The sequence below is a fragment of the Zobellella aerophila genome (assembly GCF_039539325.1).
In the GTDB taxonomy this organism is placed as follows: Bacteria; Pseudomonadota; Gammaproteobacteria; order Enterobacterales; family Aeromonadaceae; genus Oceanimonas; species Oceanimonas aerophila.
The window spans coordinates 788,653-808,024 of sequence record NZ_BAABCX010000002.1 but is presented as its reverse complement, the minus strand read 5'-3'; the positions used below and the strand labels follow the sequence as shown (position 1 = coordinate 808,024).

Here is a 19,372-nt window from a genome sequence, read left to right as displayed (position 1 = left end):
CACCCTAAGGGGGCTGTTATTTTTTTCTTGTTTAAATGGGGCAGCGTGCTGCTGCTGGCCTTGGCTTGCTGCCATCCTGCCCAGGCCGTGGCCGAGCCCATGACCGAGCGGTTGCGGGTCGAGGTAGTGCGTACGCTACCCCATGATCCCGACGCCTTTACCCAGGGCTTGCTGCTGCATGAGGGGCATATCTATGAGAGTACCGGTCTCTATGGCCAGGCCAGCCTGCGTAAGGTGGACCCCGAAACCGGTCGGGTACTGAATTTGTTGGCGCTGGACCCGGCCTATTTCGGCGAGGGGCTGACGCGGGTCGGGGATACGCTTATTCAGCTGACCTGGAAGGAGGGGCTGGCCCTGGTCTATGACCTGGATGATTTTTCCCTGCAGCGGGCCCATCAGTATGGTGGCGAGGGCTGGGGCCTGTGTTTCGATGGCGAATTTCTGTGGATGACAGATGGCAGCCAAACCTTGTATCGCCGTGATGCCCAGAGTTTTGAGTTATTGGGTCAACAGCCGGTGAATTTTGGTGGCCGCTCGCCTGGAGCGCTCAATGAGCTGGAGTGTGTAGGGGATGCGGTGTATGCCAATATTTACCGCGACAGCCGTATCGTCAAAATCGATAAGGCCAGCGGCAGGGTACTGGCCGAAATCGATGCCACTCCCCTGCTGCTGCTAAGCGAGCAGCCCTGGGACGGGGAGGCGGTATTGAATGGCATCGCCTACGAGGCCGAGACCGATACCTTCTACCTGACGGGCAAGCTATGGCCTTTATTGTTTCAGGTGCGCTTTGTCAGCCCCTAGGGTGTATCCAGTTACTGTTCATTCAACCAGCACCGATAGTCCTGATCCACCGGTTTTCGGTACAGATGGCGGTGTTATCCGTTAATCTTTACCTTTTGGTCGCGCAGTTCCGGCCCTGGCCCTAATTGCTCGGGGGGCGGAGTTAAGCCCACCGCCTGACTAGTACGCTTGTCTTCCAGTGTCCGCAGGGCCTGGCTGATATTGTCGTGTTTCAGCAGGGGGTCTCCCGGATAGAAATGACGAGCCTCGGCCAGCAGGCGTTCGGCCCGGGCCTGTTCATCCAGATGGTTAAGTGCCAGCACCAGGTTGTAGTAGATATTGGCCCTGGGGGTATGGCGCACAAACTGCTCGGCCCAGGTTGCATAGGCCTGGAGCGCGTCATTATCCTGCTGTGCCTGACCGACCGCCAGCTGCAGCGACATGGCGTTGAATTCCAGCCGGGTCAGCCAGGCCATGGGGTTGCTGGCCGACAACAGCAGCTCGGGCTCCTTGTATCCCCCCCGCTCATACTGGGTCACCACATGGGCGGTCTGCAGGCCGCTGAGCATGAAGGGGATCACCAGTGCCGGAAGTAGCACGGCGGTAAAGCGGGCCAGCAGCCAGGGCCGGAACTGTCGTTCAAGGGGCTGCTCCAGGCGGGTATCTACCCAGTACAACAGCACCAGCAGGGTCACCCAGTGGGCCAGGGAGTGGTAGAAGGGATATTCGGTCTGGCTGTGCAGGGCGATGGGCCAGACCAGGGCGGCCAGGGCCAGGCCATGGCGCCAGGGTGCCTTACTCAGCAGGCGGATAAAGCCGGCGACGGCCAGCAGTATCGCCAGTACCGGCAGCAATCCGCCTTCTATGCCCCAGAGCAGCAGCTCGTTGTGGGGGTGGGCCAGGTTGGGCTCCATCGGAGGCAGCCGCCCCTCCGCCACCCGGCTGGCGTTATAAAACTCCATAAACTGGCGTTCGAAATCGCCATAGCCGAAGCCAAACAGGGGCGAGGCCTGGATCATCGCCAGGCCCTGCTGCCAGTAGCCCTTGCGATAGCCGGGGTTGGCATAGGCCTCGATGCCCCGCTGCACCCCCTCGCTCAGCGACTGGGAATAGAGGGCGGTCACTATCCCCGCCAGCACCAACCCCAGGCCGATAAACAGCCGCTTCTTATTGGTCTGCCAGGCCAGCGGTAGCATCAGCAGCAGGCCGAGCACCCCGGCCAGCTGGCCGGTGCGGGACTGCAGCAACACCAGCAACAAGGGGGTGCTGAACAGCACGGTGGTCAGCCACAGCCAGAAGAGCCGATCGCGTCTATGAGCTTTATCATCCAGGCCCAGGTAGCAGGCCAGCATCAGGCCGGTGGCCATAAAGCTGGCCATGACATTGGGCTGCTGGAAGATGCCGTAGGGACGGTTGACGCTGGTGTTGTAACCCATGCCATTACCCGGCTCCAGCAGGTAGTACTGCATCAGGCCGAGCAGGATTTCCAGGCTGACGCCGGCCAGCAGCAGATACAGCAGGCGGCGGCGCTGTTGCAGGTCGAAGCGACACTGCAACAGCGAAAAATACAGCAGCAGGCCACCGGCGGCCCCGGCCAGCCGGGGCAGGGCATGATCGGCGAATGTATTGTTGGGGTACAGCAGGGGGACAAACAACAGTCCCAGCACCAGCCAGCACAGGGCGTGGAAGCGACTGAACCGCACCCTTTGGTTGTGGGTCATCTGCCACAGGCCGACGGCGATCAGCAGGGAGACGAAGATCCAGCCCACCATGTTGAAAGGCAGATAGAAGCCCGAGCCGCCCGGGTTATGCATAAAGAAATGCATGCCGAACAGCAGGTAGGCGGCAAACAGCCAGAACCAGGTCTGGGGGAGTGCGATACGGGTCATCCCTGACTCCTTATTCTTATTGTTGTTATCCGTGTTCATGCTTGGTCAGGCCATGGTAGCTGTGGTGCCGACATGGCCTAAATAACGGATACAAATACCGTTACATGTCGAGGCAGAGGTCAGGATCCGATAAGCAGACCCTCTGCGCCAGGGATGGCGCGGTGGAGTACCCAAGGATGGGTTTACGGCGAGTCTGCATTCGGGCCTGATCTCTGTAGCACCATTAGGAACAGTTATTTAGCTTCCCGTATTCAGCATAGGCCGTAAAAAGCGGGCGGTATGGGATTCTTTATGTTCGGCCACCTGCTCCGGGGTTCCGGCCACCAGGATCTGGCCGCCGCCGCCGCCACCTTCCGGGCCCAGATCCACTATCCAGTCGGCGGTTTTAATCACGTCCAGGTTGTGCTCTATGATGACGATGGTATTGCCGTGATCCCGCAAGCGGTGCAGCACATTGAGCAGCTGCTGGATATCATGGAAGTGCAGCCCTGTGGTGGGTTCGTCCAGGATATAGAGGGTCTGGCCGGTATCCCGTTTCGACAGCTCCCTGGCCAGCTTGACCCGCTGCGCCTCGCCGCCGGACAGGGTGGTGGCCGACTGGCCGAGGCGGATATAGGACAGGCCCACGTCCATCAGGGTCTGCAGCTTGCGGGCGATGGCCGGCACCGGCGCGAAGAAGTCATGGGCATCCTCCACCGTCATCTCCAGCACCTCATGGATGCTCCTGCCCTTGTACTTGATCTCCAGGGTTTCCCGATTATAGCGCCGGCCCTTGCAGACATCACAGGGTACGTAGACATCCGGCAAAAAGTGCATTTCCACCTTGAGCACCCCGTCACCCTGGCAGGCTTCGCAGCGGCCGCCCTTGACGTTGAACGAGAAGCGGCCCGGTTTGTAGCCCCGGGAGCGGGCCTCCTGGGTACCGGAAAAAAGCTCGCGGATCGGGGTGAAGATGCCGGTATAGGTAGCCGGGTTGGATCTGGGGGTGCGGCCGATCGGACTCTGATCGATGTCCACGACCTTGTCCAGCCGGTCCAGGCCGTGAATTTCCCGGTAGGGGGCCGGCTGGCTGACGGTGGCCTTGTTCAGTTCCCGGTGGGCGATGGGGAACAGGGTGTCGTTGATCAGGGTCGACTTGCCCGAGCCGGATACCCCGGTCACGCAGGTCATCAGGCCCAGCGGCAGGGCCAGATCCGCGTCTTTCAGGTTGTTGCCGCGGGCGCCCTTCAGCTCCAGCCAGTGCTCGCCCACCGGGGTGCGTGTGGCCGGCACCGCGATCCGCTCCCTTCCTGCCAGGTAGGCGCCGGTGAGCGAGTCCGGGTGAGCCATCACTTCGGCGGGGGTGCCCCGGGCCACTATCTCGCCGCCATGGACGCCGGCGCCCGGGCCGATATCTAGCACATAATCGGCGCTGCGGATGGCGTCTTCGTCATGTTCCACCACTATCACCGTATTGCCCAGATCCCGCAGGTGGGTGAGGGTGCCCAGCAGGCGTTCGTTGTCCCGCTGGTGCAGGCCTATGCTGGGCTCATCCAGAACATACATGACCCCCACCAGGCCGGCGCCGATCTGGCTGGCCAGGCGGATGCGCTGGGCCTCGCCCCCGGACAGGGTCTCGGCGCTGCGCGACAGGGTCAGGTAGTTAAGACCCACATTCACCAGGAAGCCCAGCCGGGCGATGATCTCCTTGAAGATCTTGTCAGCGATCTGGGCCTTCTGGCCGGAGAGCTCCATACGGCTGAAGAAGGCATGAGCCTCGCCGATGGCCATATCCGCCACCTGGGGCAGGTTGTGGCCGGCCACATAGACGTGGCGGGCGGCCTCCTTCAGGCGGGTGCCGTGACAGCTGGGACAGGCCCGGTTGGCCTGGTACTTGGCCAGTTCTTCGCGCACCGAGTTGGACTCGGTTTCCCGGTAGCGCCGCTCCATGTTGTTGATGATGCCCTCGAAGGGATGCGTGCGTACCAGCACGTCACCCCGGTCATTCATGTATTTGAATTCGATGCTGGTGCGGCCTGAGCCGTAGAGCACGGCTTTGGTGATCTCCCTGGGCAGGGTTTCCCAGGGGGCCTCCAGATCGAACTGATAATGTTCGGCCAGCGACTTGAGCATCTGATAATAGTAGAAGCTGCGCTTGTCCCAGCCGCGGATGGCTCCGCCGGACAGGCTCAGCTCGGGATTGCTGATCACCTTATCCGGATCGAAAATTTGCTGTACTCCCAGGCCGTCACAGCTTTCGCAGGCGCCGGCCGGATTGTTGAAGGAGAAGATGCGCGGTTCCAGCTCGGCGATGGCATAGCCGCACTCGGGACAGGCGAAGTTGGCGGAAAACACCAGGGGGGCTTCCTCGGGGTCATCCATCGCCACCACGGAAGCGATGCCCCCGGAGAGCTCCAGTGCGGTCTCGAACGATTCTGCCAACCGCAATTGCAGATCGTCGCGTACCTTGAACCTGTCCACCACCACTTCGATGCTGTGCTTCTTCTGCAGTTCCAGGTCCGGGGGATCCGACAGGTCGCAGACTTCTCCGTCGATGCGGGCGCGGATAAAGCCCTGGGCCGACAGGTTATCCAGCAGCTTGCTGTGTTCCCCCTTGCGGTTGCGCACCACAGGCGCCAGCAGCATCAGTTTCTTGCCTTCCGGCTGTTCCAGCACCTTGTCCACCATCTGGCTGATGGTCTGCGCCGTCAGCGGCAACGCATGGGTCGGACAGCGGGGCTCGCCGACCCGAGCGTAGAGCAGGCGCAGATAATCGTGAATTTCGGTGATGGTGCCGACGGTGGATCTGGGGTTGTGGGAGGTGGATTTCTGTTCGATGGAAATGGCCGGTGACAGGCCTTCAATATGGTCCACATCGGGTTTTTCCATCAGCGAGAGAAACTGCCGGGCATAGGCCGACAGGGATTCCACATAGCGCCGTTGGCCTTCGGCATAGAGAGTATCGAAGGCCAGCGAGGATTTTCCCGAGCCGGACAGGCCGGTGATCACGATCAGCTTGTCTCTGGGCAGCGTCAGGTTGATATTCTTCAGGTTGTGGGTCCGGGCACCGCGAACTTCGATTTTATCCATCTGCAGCATAACCTTGGGTTATATTCGACCTGCCAGTATGGCATCGGATGAATAGGCGGCCAAGGGGCAAGGGGGATTAATCTTGACAGGCTCACCGTGCTAGACTATTTGCCTTTGCATTTTGATGATGGGCGGAAGGATATCCATGAGCGACGAACAGGGCTTCAGTGTCCGGGAGAAGCAGGCCGCATTGACGCTGGCCAGCATTTTCGGCATACGGATGCTGGGATTATTTATGATCATGCCGGTGTTTGCGCTCTATGGCACGGATCTCATCGGTTTTTCCCCGCTGTGGGTCGGCATTTGCATCGGCGCCTACGGCCTGACCCAATCGTTGCTGCAGATCCCCGCCGGCTGGCTGTCTGATCGCATCGGTCGCAAGCCGGTGATCTATGGCGGCCTGCTGCTGTTTGCCCTGGGCTCGGCGGTGGCTGCCCTGTCGGACTCTGTCTACGGGGTGGCGGTCGGCCGGGCCCTGCAGGGCAGCGGCGCCATTGCCGCCGCCATCCTGGCCCTGGCCGCCGACGTCACCCGGGAAGAGCACCGCACCAAGGCGATGGCGATCATCGGTGTCTGCATCGGCATTTCCTTCGCCGTTGCCATGGTTGCCGGCCCCTTAGTGGCGTCTGCTACGGGCCTTTCCGGCGTGTTCTGGGCGACCGCCGTACTGGCCGTGTTGGCGATGCTGCTGGTGTATTTTGGCCTTCCTAAGGTAAGTGTACGTGGCCAGATCCGCGATGTCACCGCCGCCCCCGAGCTGTTCGGCCGGCTGCTGAGGGACCGACAGTTATTGCGTCTGGACTTCGGCATATTGCTGTTGCACATGACCCTGACCGCGGTGTTCGTGGCCTTTCCGCTCAGCCTGCTGGATGCTGGGCTGGCGGCCGGGCATCATTGGTGGCTGTACCTGCCAACCCTGCTGCTGTCCTTCGTGCTGATCATCCCCTTTCTGATCCTGGGTGCCCGCCGCAATATGAACAAACTACTGTTCCAGGGCTCGATCCTAGTGATGATGACGGCGCTGGTGCTGATGGCGGTGGGGCAGGGGCAACTCTGGCTACTGGCGCTGGCCATGTTGTTGTATTTTACCGCCTTTAATTTTATGGAGGCGTCGCTGCCCGCCTTTCTGTCCATGCTGGCTCCCGCCGGTGCCAAGGGCACCGCCATGGGCATCTATTCGACCAGCCAGTTTTTGGGGGCCTTCCTGGGCGGCATCTGCGGCGGTGTCTTGTACCAGAAGTTGGGCGGTGCCGGCGTGTTTTTGCTGGTGGCCATGACCATGGCGGGCTGGTTCTGGCTGGCGGCGGGCATGGCAAACGTCAGCCAGGTGAGGTCACATATACTGCCCATTAGTGGTAATATAGAGGACAGGGTGGTTACCGAGCAGCTGTTGCAGAGGCTGATGGCCTTGCCCGGGGTACAGGAAGCCCTGGTTATCCCGGAAGAAAAAGCCGCTTACCTCAAGGTAGACGCTAATCTTTTTGAACTGGATCAGGCCCGGCGCCTGGTCAATTTGTGAGTACGGAGCGAACTATGGCCAATAGAGGCATCAATAAAGTCATCCTGATCGGCCACCTGGGCCAGGATCCTGAGGTGCGTTACATGCCGAGCGGCGGCGCCATTGCCAACATTACCCTGGCAACCTCCGAAAGCTGGCGCGACAAGCAGACCGGCGAACAGAAAGAACGTACCGAATGGCACCGAGTGGTATTTTTCGGCAAGCTGGCCGAAATCGCCGGTGAATACCTGCGTAAAGGCTCACAGGTGTACGTCGAAGGCCGTCTGCAAACCCGCAAGTGGCAGGATCAAAGCGGCCAGGACAGATACACTACGGAAGTGGTAGTCGACATGGGCGGCACCATGCAGATGCTGGGCGGTCGTCCCCAAGGCGGCCAGGCGAGCGCTGGTCAGTCCTCCTGGGGGCAACAGGATGGCCAGCCGCAGGCGGCTCCCCAGAAGCCCCAATATAATCAGCAGAACCAGGGGCAGCCCCAATATGGTCAGCAAAAGTCGGCACCGGCCAGCAAGCCTCAGGCACAGCCGCCCGTATATAACGAGCCGCCGATGGACTTCGATGACGATATTCCGTTCTGAGCTGCTGTACGGCTGTTCTGTGCAATGATATTCAACGAGGCCCGTATAGCGGGCCTTGTTTTTGCGTCAGTTACGGTCACAGGGACGGTGATTTTTCGATACCGGCAGCGATCCTGAAAATGAATCCTTGTATAAGTCCATTCAGGTCTGTGATAAAGGTAGGCGGTCAGGCAGACAAACGGGACGTCGGCCTGAATTTTATTAGGGACAACCGATGAGATTTACCAACCAGTTTATTGCCACCATTACCCTCAGCGTGTTGGCGGCGGTATTGATGGTACTGGCTGGCGCCGGGGTCAGCTTCTACCAAATGGGCATGGCCTATCAGCAGCGGCAGATCACGGCGCTGGTCGAGCTGGTAGATGAAGGCTGGCAGCGGGACACCGCCGAGCAGGCCACTATCACCCGCTGGCTGCCGGCCCTGCTGAACGTCAACGACATTATCGAGCTGTCGGTGTGGGATGAAAACCGGGTGCTGTATCAACACAGCGCCAATCAACGGCTGTCGGCCAGCGAATTATCCCTCACATACCAGCGCTCGTTGCCCAATCATCCCGAATTAAGGGTTGAGCTGACCCTGCGGCCTCCCTTCTACAATGTCGACCACTCACTGGCGGCGATCTCGGGTTTAACGGCGGCCATGCTGCTGGTGTTCTTCGGTTTACTGTACAGCATCCGCTGGTTCAGACAGCAGCTGAGGGGGGCCGAATTGCTGGACTTACGTGGCCAGCTGATCCTGGATGGCAAGCTGAAGATGTTGCAGCACAACCCCCGGGAGGAATGGCCCCACCATGCCAGCCAGGCGCTGGATCAACTGCTGCTTGAGCTGAAGGATGCCCGCAAGGAGCGCAGCCGGTTCGATACCTTTATCCGGGCCAATGTGTTTGTGGATAAAAAAATCGGTATCGGCAACCGCATCTTCTTCGACAACCGGCTGGAGGCCGCGCTTAATGATCCGGCCAGCCATTCCGGCGCCCTGTTGCTGGTGGAGCTGCAGGATCTGGAACCGATCAACTACAGCCTGGGCTATGACAGGGGCGACGAGCTGCTGTCGTCGGCCTCACGTTATCTGGGCCATCTGATCCGCCGTTATCCCGGTTCCCTGCAGGCCAGGTATACGGGCAATACCTTCGCCCTGCTGTTCCCAAACCTGGTGGAGAGCGAAGCCCAGGAGGCGGCGCGGCAGGTAATGAAGCTGCTCTACCGCCTGCATTGGCCGGATCAGATCCGGGATCCCGCGCTCTTTATCGGTGGGGTCTGTTTCCGTTTTGGTGAACAGCTCAACCAGGTGGAAGAGGAGGCGGAGCTGGCCTTGCGCAGCGCCTCCCTGCAGGGTGGAGATGGCTACTTTATGTATTACAAGGGTGTGACCGAGGAAAGCAGCGGCAAGGGCACGGTGCGTTGGCGCACTCTGCTGGGCCGGCACCTGGAACAGGATAGCGTGCTGCTGGACAGGCAGGGCATCTATAGCGACAAGGAACAGCCACCGGTGCTCAATGAGTTGCTGGTGCGTATCAACGATGAGCAGGGGCGGTTACTGTCGGCGGGACACTTTATTCCCATGGCCGAGAAGTGCGGCCTGCTGCAGGATCTGGATAGATTGATCCTGCTGCGGACCCTGACCCTGCTGCAGGAAGGGAATCGTCCCTGCCCGCTGACCGTTAACCTCTCTGCCAGCAGCCTGCTTCATCCCGGTTTTCACCGTTGGCTGGTGTTCGAGCTGATCCAGCTGCCCAAGGCCCTGCTGGCCGAGCTGGTCATCGAGTTCTCCGAGGCACAGGCCAGCCGCCACTTCCAGGAACTGGTCAAGCCGGTACGCGCCCTCAAGGCGATGGGCTGTCGGCTGGCGGTGGATCACGCCGGTCAGGACGTGGTCAGTACCCAATACATCAAGGACTATGAACTGGATTTTTTGAAGCTGCATCCCAGCCTGATCCGGGACATAGATAAAAAACCCGTCAACCAGATGGCAGTGCGCAGCCTGATCGGCAACTGTGCCGGTGGCAGCACCCGGGTGATCGCAGTGGGGGTGGAAGCGGAGGCCGAGTGGGAGTGCCTGCATCAGCTGGGAGTATACGCGGGACAGGGGTATTATTTTGCCCGGCCCGAGCGCTTTGAGTTGTGTTAACCGCTCCTGGCGCCTTGCAGGCCGCCGGTATGCAGGAATATCAGGCGGCTGCCGGGGGTATAGCAACCGGCGGCGATATCCCTGAACAACCCCAGCAGCGCCTTGCCGCTGTAGACCGGCTCAAGGGGAACTCGCAGCTCGCCGGACAGTTGCGCGATGGCGATCCTGTCTGCCGCCGAACATTTGGCATAACCGCCGCCGTGGTGATCGAGCCGCAGCTGCCAGCCGGAATCGCCGTCCGCCGGCGGATAAAGCTGGTGCACCGTCTCGGCAAGCCAGCCTTTTCCCTTCAATACCGCATAGCCGCGCAGCCGGGTGCCGGCCGGTCGGGCCGACAACAAACCGGCGAGGGTGCCGCCGCTGGCGACCGGCAGGATCAGCTCGTCGCTCGGCGGCAGTTCCTGCCAGAGTTCGGCGACCCCGGGCAGGGCCAGGGGGCAGCTGCCGCCTTCCGGCACTATATGATAGCCGGGGTAACGGTATGCCAGCTGCGTCAGGTACGCCTGAGTGTGACGCAACCGGTATTGCCGGCGATCGACGAACTCCAGCGCCATGCCCCAGGCGCTGGCATCGCTCAGGGTGGGGTTGTTGATGCTGTCAGCCTCTCCCCTGACGATGCCTGCCGTCGCCAGCTCCAGCTGTCGGCCGGCGGCGGCCAGGGCATGGAGATGATTGGAATAGGCGCCGCCGAAGGTGAGCAGTCCCCGGGCGTCCTCAGACAGGGCGTGACGCAATACATATTTCAGCTTGCGCCATTTATTGCCCGAGATCTCGGGGTGCAGCAAGTCGTCTCGCTTTATTCTCAGTTGGATCCTATGTTGTGTCAGCAGGGGGTGCTGGACCGGGTCCAGGGGCGAAGGAGAAATGCGGCGATTCAGCCGATACCAGGGGGTGAGTCGGGTCACGGAAAAAAATAAAAAAAGATGCGGGCCATCAGTGTACGGAACTTGTTGATTTATGTGAACTCTTCTCTACCGGCAAAGCGCGGGCTTGGTGCTTGTACCTTGCTACGAACCGGCTGCATTGGTAAAGTTAGCCGAATTTTCCGGTTTCTCAATCCAGGATCCCCTTCAGCATATGTTTAAAAAGCTCAGAGGCTTGTTTTCCAACGATTTGTCGATCGATCTGGGGACGGCCAACACCCTTATCTATGTCAAAGATCAGGGCATTGTTCTGAACGAGCCTTCGGTCGTGGCCATTCGCCAGGAAAGATCCGGCTCGGCGCAGAGTGTTGCCGCCGTCGGCCATGCCGCCAAACAGATGCTGGGGCGTACCCCCGGCAATATCGCCGCTATTCGTCCGATGAAAGATGGCGTCATTGCCGACTTTTATGTGACCGAAAAAATGCTGCAGCATTTTATCAAGCAGGTGCACGACAATAACTTTTTCCGTCCCAGCCCCCGGGTACTGGTGTGCGTGCCCTGCGGCTCCACCCAGGTCGAACGCCGGGCGATCAAGGAGTCGGCGCTGGGCGCCGGCGCCCGGGAAGTCTATCTGATCGATGAACCTATGGCCGCCGCCATCGGTGCCGGCCTGCCGGTATCGGAAGCCACCGGCTCCATGGTGGTGGATATCGGCGGTGGTACCACGGAAGTGGCTATCATCTCCCTGAATGGGGTGGTGTACTCCCAATCGGTGCGCATCGGCGGCGATCGCTTCGATGAGTCGATCATCAATTATGTGCGTCGCAACTATGGCTCCCTGATCGGGGAAGCTACCGCTGAGCGCATCAAGCACGCGGTCGGCTCGGCCTATCCGGGCGATGAGGTGCTGGAAATCGAGGTGCGGGGCCGCAACTTGGCCGAAGGGGTGCCGCGCAGTTTTACCCTTAACTCCAACGAGATCCTGGAGGCCCTGCAGGAGCCCCTGAGCGGCATCGTCAGCGCCGTGATGGTGGCGCTGGAGCAGTCCCCGCCCGAGCTGGCGTCGGATATTTCCGAACGGGGCATGGTGCTGACCGGCGGTGGCGCCCTGTTGCGCGATATCGATCGCCTGCTGATGGAAGAAACCGGCATCCCCGTGGTGGTGGCCGATGATCCTATGACCTGCGTTGCCCGTGGCGGCGGTCAGGCCCTGGAGATGATCGACATGCACGGCGGGGATCTGTTCCATTACGACTGATAAGGTGGCCGACCCGCTCGGCCTCTTCACTCACCTATGAAACCCATTTTCGGCCGCGGGCCTTCCCTGCAGATCCGTCTGGTGCTGGCAGTCATTGCCTCCGTGGCCTTGATTGTCGGCGACAGCCGCTATCATGCCTTTTCCGAGGCCAAGCTATACCTCTATTCCCTGGTCAGTCCGCTCCAGTATCTGGCCGATGGTCCCCGCCTGTTGCTGGACTCGGCCTCCGACCGGCTGATGACCCGCCATGCCCTGCAAGCCAAGGCTTCCCGTTTGGAGCGGGAGTTGTTTTTGCTGCAGGACGATCTGCTGCGCCTGCGCCATCTGGAGCAGGAAAACGAGCGCCTGCGTCACCTGCTGGGCTCCCCGGTGCGTTATGATGCCCGCCGTATGGTGGCCGAAATCATGGCGGTGGATACGGATCCTTTTTCCCATCAGGTGGTGATCGACAAGGGCAGCATCCATGGGGTGTTTGAAGGCCAGCCGGTGCTCAACGAGCAGGGGGTGATCGGGCAGATTATCGCCGTGGGCAAGACCACCAGCCGGGTGCTGTTGCTGACGGACAGCAGCCACGGCATACCGGTCCGGGTCGAACGCAACGGCCTGCGGGCCATCGCCAGCGGCAGCGGCCAGCTCGATACCCTGGTGTTGCACAATATCACCCGCAATACCGATATTAAGGAAGGCGATGTGCTGCTGAGTTCCGGCCTGGCCGGGCGTTTTTCGGAAGGCTATCCGGTGGGGGTCGTCAGCCATGTCGGTTATGAAGAAGGCCTGCCCTTTGCCGATATCCGGGTGCGCCCTTTCGCCGCCCTGGATCGGGTGCGCTATCTGCTGCTGCTCTGGCCCCAGCCCCGCCTGGCGGATGACAGCGAAACGGCCATTGCCGAGCCGGATGATGAGGTGGCCCCATGACCGCATTTTCCCTGAAGGGGAGGCTGGTGGTGATCTCGAGCCTGCTGCTGGCCCTGATCCTGTCTATCCTGCCCCTGCCCGGGTTGGTGGCACCCTTTCGTCCCGACTGGCTGCTGGTGATCATGTTGTACTGGGTGCTGGCATTGCCACACCGGGCCAATGTGGGCACCGCCTGGGTGGTCGGGCTGCTGCTGGATCTGCTGCTCGGCTCGATCCTGGGGGTGCATGCCCTGGCCCTGGTGATCCCGGTCTACCTGGCGGCATCGCAGTTTCAACGGCTGCGCAACTATTCCGTTTGGCAACAGGCCTTTATTATCGGTGCTCTGGCCCTGCTCAATAAACTGATTATCTTCTGGGCGTCCTATATCGATCGGGACATCCAGCTGGACTACCATTATTTCTGGTCCATTATCAGTAGCATGGTGATCTGGCCCTGGGTGTTCCTGCTGCTGCGTAAGTGTCGCCGGCAATTTGCCTTGGTGTAATCATGACTGCTCCTCTCTTGTACCTCGCTTCCTCCTCGCCCCGCCGCCGGGAACTGCTGACCCAGCTGGGGTTACCCTTTGCCCTGGTGCTACCCCAGGTAGAGGAATGCCGGCGGGCCGATGAGCCCCCGGAAGACTATGTCGAGCGGCTGGCCCGGGACAAGGCCTGGGCCGGGGCGGCCATGGCCTCGCAGCCCCTGCCGGTGCTGGCCGGCGACACCATAGTGGTGCTCGAGGGTGAGGTGCTGGAAAAACCGCGGCATCGCGAACATGGCCTAGCCATGTTGCGTCGCCTATCCGGGCGCAACCATAGGGTGATGACCGCCATGGCGCTGGTCTGGAATGACCGCTGCCTAAGCCTGCGGGTGGAGACGGAGGTGACCTTTCGTGTCCTGAGCGAAGCGGATATCGACGCCTATTGGGCCACCGGCGAACCGGCCGACAAGGCTGGCGGCTACGGCATCCAGGGCCTGGGGGGACGCTTTGTTTCCCGGATCAACGGCAGCTACAGTGCGGTGGTGGGGCTGCCCCTGGTGGAAACCGAAGCCCTGCTGCAACAGGCGGGGGTTTTGCCTGACTAGCATGTGCCGCATGCTAACCCTGCATTATCCGGCGCTTTCTGTGGTAGGTTAACTGCAACATCACAATTTTATTGCCGGAGCATCCATGTCTGCAGAATTGATAATCAATATGACCCCCGCAGAAACCCGGGTGGCGCTGGTGGAAAACGGCATATTGCAGGAAGTGCATGTTGAGCGCCAGGCCAAGCGCGGTATCGTCGGCAATATCTACAAGGGCAAGATCAGCCGGGTGTTGCCGGGCATGCAGGCGGCGTTCGTCGATATCGGCGGAGAACGGGCGGCGTTCCTCCATGCCTCCGACATAGTACCCCATACCGAATGCGTGGATACCAAGGAAAAGGAGCATTTCCAGGCCGGCAATATCGGCGAGTTGGTACGCCAGGGGCAGGATATCATGGTGCAGGTGGTCAAAGACCCGCTCGGCACCAAAGGCGCCCGGCTGACCACGGACATCACGCTGCCGTCCCGTTACCTGGTGTTTATGCCCGGCAGCTCCTATGTGGGAGTATCCCAACGCATCGATTCCGAGCAGGAACGGGAACGGCTCAAGCAGATCGCCGCCGGTTATGTGGACGAGCTGGGCGGCTTCATTATCCGCACCGCCGCCGAGGGCATCGGCGAGTCGGAGCTGGCCCAGGACGCGGCCTTCCTCAAACGGCTGTGGCGCAAGGTGTTGGAGCGGCGAGGCAAATACAAGGCTTGCTCCATGCTCTATGAAGATCTGGGCCTGGCCTTTCGCATAGTACGGGATTTTGTCGGTGCCGAGCTGGACCGCATCCGGGTGGACTCCCGCAATACCTGTGAATTGCTCAAGCTGTTCGTGGACGAGTATGTGCCCGAGTTGTCGGGCAAGATAGAGTATTACAGCGGCGAGTCGCCGATCTTCGATCTCTATGATGTGGAAAATGAGATCCAGCGGGCCTTGGATCGCAAGGTGGAACTCAAATCGGGTGGCTATCTGATCATCGATCAGACCGAAGCCATGACCACGATCGATATCAACACCGGTGCCTTCGTCGGCCACCGCAACCTCGAAGAAACCATCTTCAACACCAATATCGAAGCGACCCAGGCCATCGCCCGCCAGCTGCGGTTGCGCAACCTGGGCGGTATCATCATCATCGACTTTATCGATATGTACGACGAAGATCATCGGCGGCGGGTCCTGCACAGCCTGGAACTGGCGCTGGCCAAGGACAGGGCCAAGACTAATGTGAACGGCTTCTCCCAGCTGGGGCTGGTGGAAATGACCCGCAAGCGTACCCGGGAGAGCCTGGAGCATGTGCTCTGTGGCGAATGTCCCGAGTGTCGTGGCCGGGGCCGGGTCAAGACGGTGGAAACGGTCAGTTACGAGATATTGCGCGAGATCACCCGGGTCAACAAGGCCTACGATGCGGACAAGTTTGTGGTTTATGCCTCGGCGGCGGTCGCCAATGCCTTGCAGGAAGATGAATCCCATGCCCTGGCGGAGCTGGAAGTCTTTATCGGCAAGCAGGTCAGGGTCAGCAGCGAGCCTCTGTATAGCCAGGAACAATTTGATGTGGTGATGATGTAGTGTTGAAACGGGGGTTAAGTTGGGCCTGGTTTGCCCTGGCGGGAATGGCGGTGTTGCTGGCGCTGATGATCAGCTTGATCCGTTTTGGCGGGCCCGTGCTGGAACAGTACCAGGATCGGCTGCTGGCCCGGCTGCTGGCCGACAGTGAGCTCAGCCTGCAAGTCGAGGGGATGGGGTTGTCCTGGCAGGGCTCGGGCCCGGTGCTGGTGCTGAACCGGGTCACCCTGAGCCGGCCCCCGGCCCAGCCGATGCGGCTGGAGCGGGCCTATATCGATCTGCATTTTTGGCAGAGCCTGCGTCAGCTGAAACCGGTGCTGAACGAGCTGACCCTCGAAGGACTGCAGCTGACCGCCGGTCCGAGGGCTGATTCCGGCCCGGGCTTGCCGTTGGAAACCCTGCAATGGCTGGCGTTGCAGGGGGTGAAGCGTTTTACCCTGCAAGACGTCCGGCTGGCACTGGGTGCTCAGGATAATGCCCTGGTGCTGCATATTCCTACCGTCAGCTGGCAAAACCAGCCCGGCCTCCATCAAGGCCAGGGTCAGCTTGGGCTGGGGTCGATCCAGCCGCAACTGATGGCGATTAAAGCGAGTTTCAGCGGTGAACCCGATGCCCTGGACGGCAGCCTGTACCTGCAGGCCGACCAGCTGGACGCCTCTGTACTGGTCACCCAGGTCAGGCCGGATGACAAGGCCGCACGAATCAAGCTGTCCTTCGAACTCTGGCTGGAATGGCAGGCGGGTCGGCTCAGCGCCGGCCTGCTGAGTCTGGGGGATAACCAGCTGACCTGGCAACAGGATGGCACGGCTCATTCGGTGCACTTGGGCACCGGCCGCGTGCAGTGGCAGCCGACCGCCCAGGGCTGGCAGCTGGCCAGCAAGGACGTGGCCATCGTCGTCGATGGCGAGAGCTGGCCCGAATGGCGTCTGCAGCTGGACCGGCAGGGCAACGAACTCAAGGGCTACCTGGATAGTGTGACCTTTGCCGATCTGGCTCTGCTGGCCGAGTGGGGGCAAGCCAGCCGGCCCGGGCTGGTGCAACAACTGAGTCATATCCGGCCGGCCGGCAAGCTGAACAACCTGCGGCTGGCGGCCGGCCTGGAAGATAACAGTTGGCAGCTGCAGGGTGAACTGGCGAATGTCAGCACCCGAGCCTACGGCTGGATACCGGCCACCGAGCGGCTCAACGGCCAGTTCATACTGACGCCGGATAGCGGCCGGTTGCAGCTGCAACAGCAAGAGGCCAGCTGGGTGTACAAGGACGCATTTAGGGCGCCCTGGCCGATGCGGCAGCTGGCCACCGAGATCCACTGGCAACGACAGGCGGATGGCTGGCAGGTCGGGAGCGAGCGACTGGCGATAGAAACCCGGGATTTTTCCTTGCAGGGCTGGTTCAACCTGGGGTTGCCGGAGCGGGGAGATGCCCGGCTCAGCGCCTCGGCCAATGTGGATCTGTATGATGCCAGCCGTGCCTTCGCTTATTTCCCCGAACCTCTGATGGGCAAGAAGCTGGTGGATTACCTGCAAGAAGCCATCAAGGCGGGCCGGGCCGACAATGCCCAGGTGTTATGGTATGGTCCGCTGTCCGGTTTTCCCTATGCCGATCGATCGGGGATCTTCCAGGCCCGGGTTCCCCTGAGCCAGGCGGAGTTTCAGTTCGGGCCCCAATGGCAACCGCTTACCGATCTTGATCTGGATCTGCTGTTTGAAAATGACGGCCTGTATATGACCAGTCACCGGGGTCGCCTGGGCGAGGTGACGGCCACCCAGATAGACGCCCGTATCGTCCCCCTGAAGGCGGCGGCCGAGTTGGCTATCAATGCGGATATCGCCGGCAGCGGTGAGGCGGTTACCCGCTATCTACAGGCTTCGCCGCTGGCCGCCTCGGTCGGCAAGACCCTGGCGGAGGTCAGGGTCGAGGGTCCGCTGACCGGCAACCTGGCACTGGCGATCCCGCTGTCCGGAGACCGTCCCCGGGTCAATGGCCAGGTCGATTTCGATGATAACAGGGTCTCCATTCGTTCCCTGAACCTGCCCCTTGACGGCGTCCGCGGCCGGCTGCTGTTCGACGACAGTCAAACCCGCTTCAGCCAGTTAAAGGCGACCCTGGCCGGCCAGCCGCTGGTGCTGGACTATGAGGGCAAGGTGCAGGGAGATAAAGGCTATCGGGTCGAGATCGGCCTGGCTGGCAAGCTGGTGGCCGAGAAACTGGCGGCCCTGTCCCCGGAGCTGGCGGCCCTGACGGGCACCGCTCCCTGGCAGGGACAGCTAGCCCTCGAGCTGCCTGACCAGGGCGACCTGAGCTACCGCTTCGAGGCCAACAGCCAGCTGGCCGGACTCGGCAGCCGCTTGCCGTCCCCCCTGGACAAGGCCGCCGGCGACCGCTGGCCAAGCCGGCTACTGCTCAGCGGCGATCAGCGGCAGGCCGAGTTGGAGCTACAGCTGGGCCCGCAGCTTCGGGGGCAGTCCCAACTGCGCTTTGCTCCCGGTGGGACAGAGATCAGCCGGCTCTGGCTGCAAGCCGGCTCTGTCTCCACCACAGGAGCGCGCGCGCCCTTGGATGTGGATGCCCGGCTGGCGCGGCTGGCCATCGACGACTGGATAGGGTTCTTACATCCCCTGCTGGCAGTTAAGGAAAAGGGGCCGACGAACACGACCCTGCGCTGGCCCACTCCCTACCGGATCAGGGTACAGGCCGCCGAAGCCAGCCTGTGGCGGCAACCGCTGGACAACTTATCCCTGTTGGTAACGCCGAGCGCCGGCGGCCAGCATCGCTTCGAGGCCCGATCCGAGCAGGCGGAAGGGGAAGTCCGGTTGTCAAGGTCGGGCGCCTTGCACATTGATCTGGACCGGCTTACCCTGGCCTTGGCCGATGAGGAGACATCAAGCGAACCCATGCTGGCCCGGCTCAGGCCCGATCAGCTGCCGGCCATCAGCTTCAGCTGTGCCCGCTGCTGGCTGAACGAGGTGCCGCTGGGCCGCCTTGAAATGGAACTGGAGCCGAAGGAGCAGGGCGTGGAGCTGCCTCGGCTGCTGCTGGATGGCCCCTTATTACAACTGTCCGGCCATGGCCAGTGGCTGCGGCATCAACAGGGGGCACTGACCCGCTTCGAGTGGCAAGGCCGCACAGACTCCCTACAGGCCTTGTTTGAAGGCATGGGGCAGGCGTCCCCGTTCAGTGGTACCCAGGCAAGCCTGAATGGCCGGCTGCGCTGGCTGGACGCGCCCTGGCAGCCGGACTGGGGCAGTCTGAATGGCGAGGTTAAGCTGGAAGCGGAGGCCGGTGTGTTGACCGAATTAAGTGACAAGGGGGCGAACTTCTTGTCCATACTCAGCGTAGAGTCGGTGCTGCGCCGGCTGCGGCTGGACTTCAGGGATGTGTTCGACAAGGGCTTTTACTTCGAGGGGATCGCCGCCAGCAGCAAGATCCAGGATGGGATCATGCGCAGCGAGGACTTTGCTCTGGCCGGCGCGTCCGGGGATTTGAAAGGTGCCGGTCAGGTCGATTTGGGGGCGGAAGAAATTGATTTTGATTTTACCTTTACTCCGCATCTGACCGGAAATCTGCCGGTGATCGCCGCCTTTGCGGTCACCCCGGTTACCGGCCTCTATGTGCTGGCCTTGTCCAAGATTTTAGGGCCAGTGGTCGATGTATTTACCCAGATCCGTTATCGGGTCTCGGGTCCACTGAGGCAACCGGAGATCCATGAGGTCGAGCGGGAGCGAGGCCAGTTGTCCTTGTCGCAGGAGAAATAAGGA

The 19,372-nt window shown here is 61.2% G+C and carries 13 protein-coding genes; 10 read left to right on the top strand and 3 right to left on the bottom strand.

Going from position 1 to position 19,372, the window contains the following annotated elements; genetic code table 11:
* The first annotated feature begins 27 nt into the window (after positions 1-27).
* Positions 28-801 (top strand): glutaminyl-peptide cyclotransferase, encoded by a 774-nt coding sequence (locus ABD806_RS11390; protein ID WP_344957999.1) that lies wholly within the window; start codon positions 28-30, stop codon positions 799-801.
* A 74-nt stretch (positions 802-875) separates the two neighbouring features.
* On the opposite strand, the gene ABD806_RS11385 is transcribed toward ABD806_RS11390, so the two are convergent.
* A complete protein-coding gene (locus ABD806_RS11385) occupies positions 876-2,669 on the bottom strand; it encodes a PglL family O-oligosaccharyltransferase (RefSeq protein ID WP_344957997.1) in 1,794 nt (597 codons plus the stop codon).
* Between the two features lie 237 nt (positions 2,670-2,906).
* Entirely contained in the window at positions 2,907-5,738 is a 2,832-nt protein-coding gene (gene uvrA, locus ABD806_RS11380; protein WP_344957995.1) for an excinuclease ABC subunit UvrA, read from the bottom strand.
* A gap of 145 nt (positions 5,739-5,883) precedes the next feature.
* On the opposite strand from uvrA, the gene ABD806_RS11375 reads away from it, so the two are divergent.
* The 3 genes from ABD806_RS11375 to ABD806_RS11365 all read left to right on the top strand — a co-directional run bounded on the left by ABD806_RS11375 (position 5,884) and on the right by ABD806_RS11365 (position 9,960).
* Positions 5,884-7,257 (top strand): MFS transporter, encoded by a 1,374-nt coding sequence (locus ABD806_RS11375; RefSeq protein ID WP_344957993.1) that lies wholly within the window; start codon positions 5,884-5,886, stop codon positions 7,255-7,257.
* Between the two features lie 14 nt (positions 7,258-7,271).
* Positions 7,272-7,832 carry a single-stranded DNA-binding protein gene (locus ABD806_RS11370; protein ID WP_344957991.1) on the top strand — a complete coding sequence of 187 codons (561 nt, stop codon included), beginning with the start codon at positions 7,272-7,274 and terminating at the stop codon, positions 7,830-7,832.
* Between the two features lie 214 nt (positions 7,833-8,046).
* Positions 8,047-9,960 (top strand): EAL domain-containing protein, encoded by a 1,914-nt coding sequence (locus ABD806_RS11365; RefSeq protein ID WP_344957989.1) that lies wholly within the window; start codon positions 8,047-8,049, stop codon positions 9,958-9,960.
* On the opposite strand, the gene ABD806_RS11360 is transcribed toward ABD806_RS11365, so the two are convergent.
* Complete coding sequence (locus tag ABD806_RS11360) at positions 9,957-10,838, bottom strand: 1-aminocyclopropane-1-carboxylate deaminase/D-cysteine desulfhydrase (protein ID WP_344958066.1); 882 nt, start codon at positions 10,836-10,838, stop codon at positions 9,957-9,959. The two genes, ABD806_RS11365 and ABD806_RS11360, sit on opposite strands and share 4 nt — an antisense overlap.
* A 199-nt stretch (positions 10,839-11,037) precedes the next feature.
* On the opposite strand from ABD806_RS11360, the gene ABD806_RS11355 reads away from it, so the two are divergent.
* From ABD806_RS11355 to ABD806_RS11330, 6 genes are all read left to right on the top strand, one after another.
* Positions 11,038-12,081: a rod shape-determining protein gene (locus tag ABD806_RS11355; RefSeq protein WP_116474623.1), complete on the top strand. Its 1,044-nt coding sequence runs from the start codon at positions 11,038-11,040 to the stop codon at positions 12,079-12,081.
* A gap of 36 nt (positions 12,082-12,117) precedes the next feature.
* Positions 12,118-12,996 (top strand): rod shape-determining protein MreC, encoded by an 879-nt coding sequence (gene mreC / locus ABD806_RS11350; protein ID WP_344957985.1) that lies wholly within the window; start codon positions 12,118-12,120, stop codon positions 12,994-12,996.
* Positions 12,993-13,481 carry a rod shape-determining protein MreD gene (gene mreD / locus ABD806_RS11345; protein WP_344957983.1) on the top strand — a complete coding sequence of 163 codons (489 nt, stop codon included), beginning with the start codon at positions 12,993-12,995 and terminating at the stop codon, positions 13,479-13,481. The genes mreC and mreD overlap by 4 nt, the downstream gene beginning before the upstream one ends.
* Positions 13,482-13,483: 2 nt before the next feature.
* Positions 13,484-14,062, top strand: coding sequence for a Maf family protein (locus ABD806_RS11340; RefSeq protein WP_344957981.1), 579 nt, complete (start codon positions 13,484-13,486; stop codon positions 14,060-14,062).
* An 85-nt stretch (positions 14,063-14,147) separates the two neighbouring features.
* Positions 14,148-15,617: a ribonuclease G gene (gene rng / locus ABD806_RS11335; RefSeq protein ID WP_344957979.1), complete on the top strand. Its 1,470-nt coding sequence runs from the start codon at positions 14,148-14,150 to the stop codon at positions 15,615-15,617.
* Complete coding sequence (locus ABD806_RS11330) at positions 15,617-19,369, top strand: YhdP family protein (RefSeq protein ID WP_344957977.1); 3,753 nt, start codon at positions 15,617-15,619, stop codon at positions 19,367-19,369. The genes rng and ABD806_RS11330 overlap by 1 nt, the downstream gene beginning before the upstream one ends.
* The last annotated feature ends 3 nt before the right edge of the window (positions 19,370-19,372 follow it).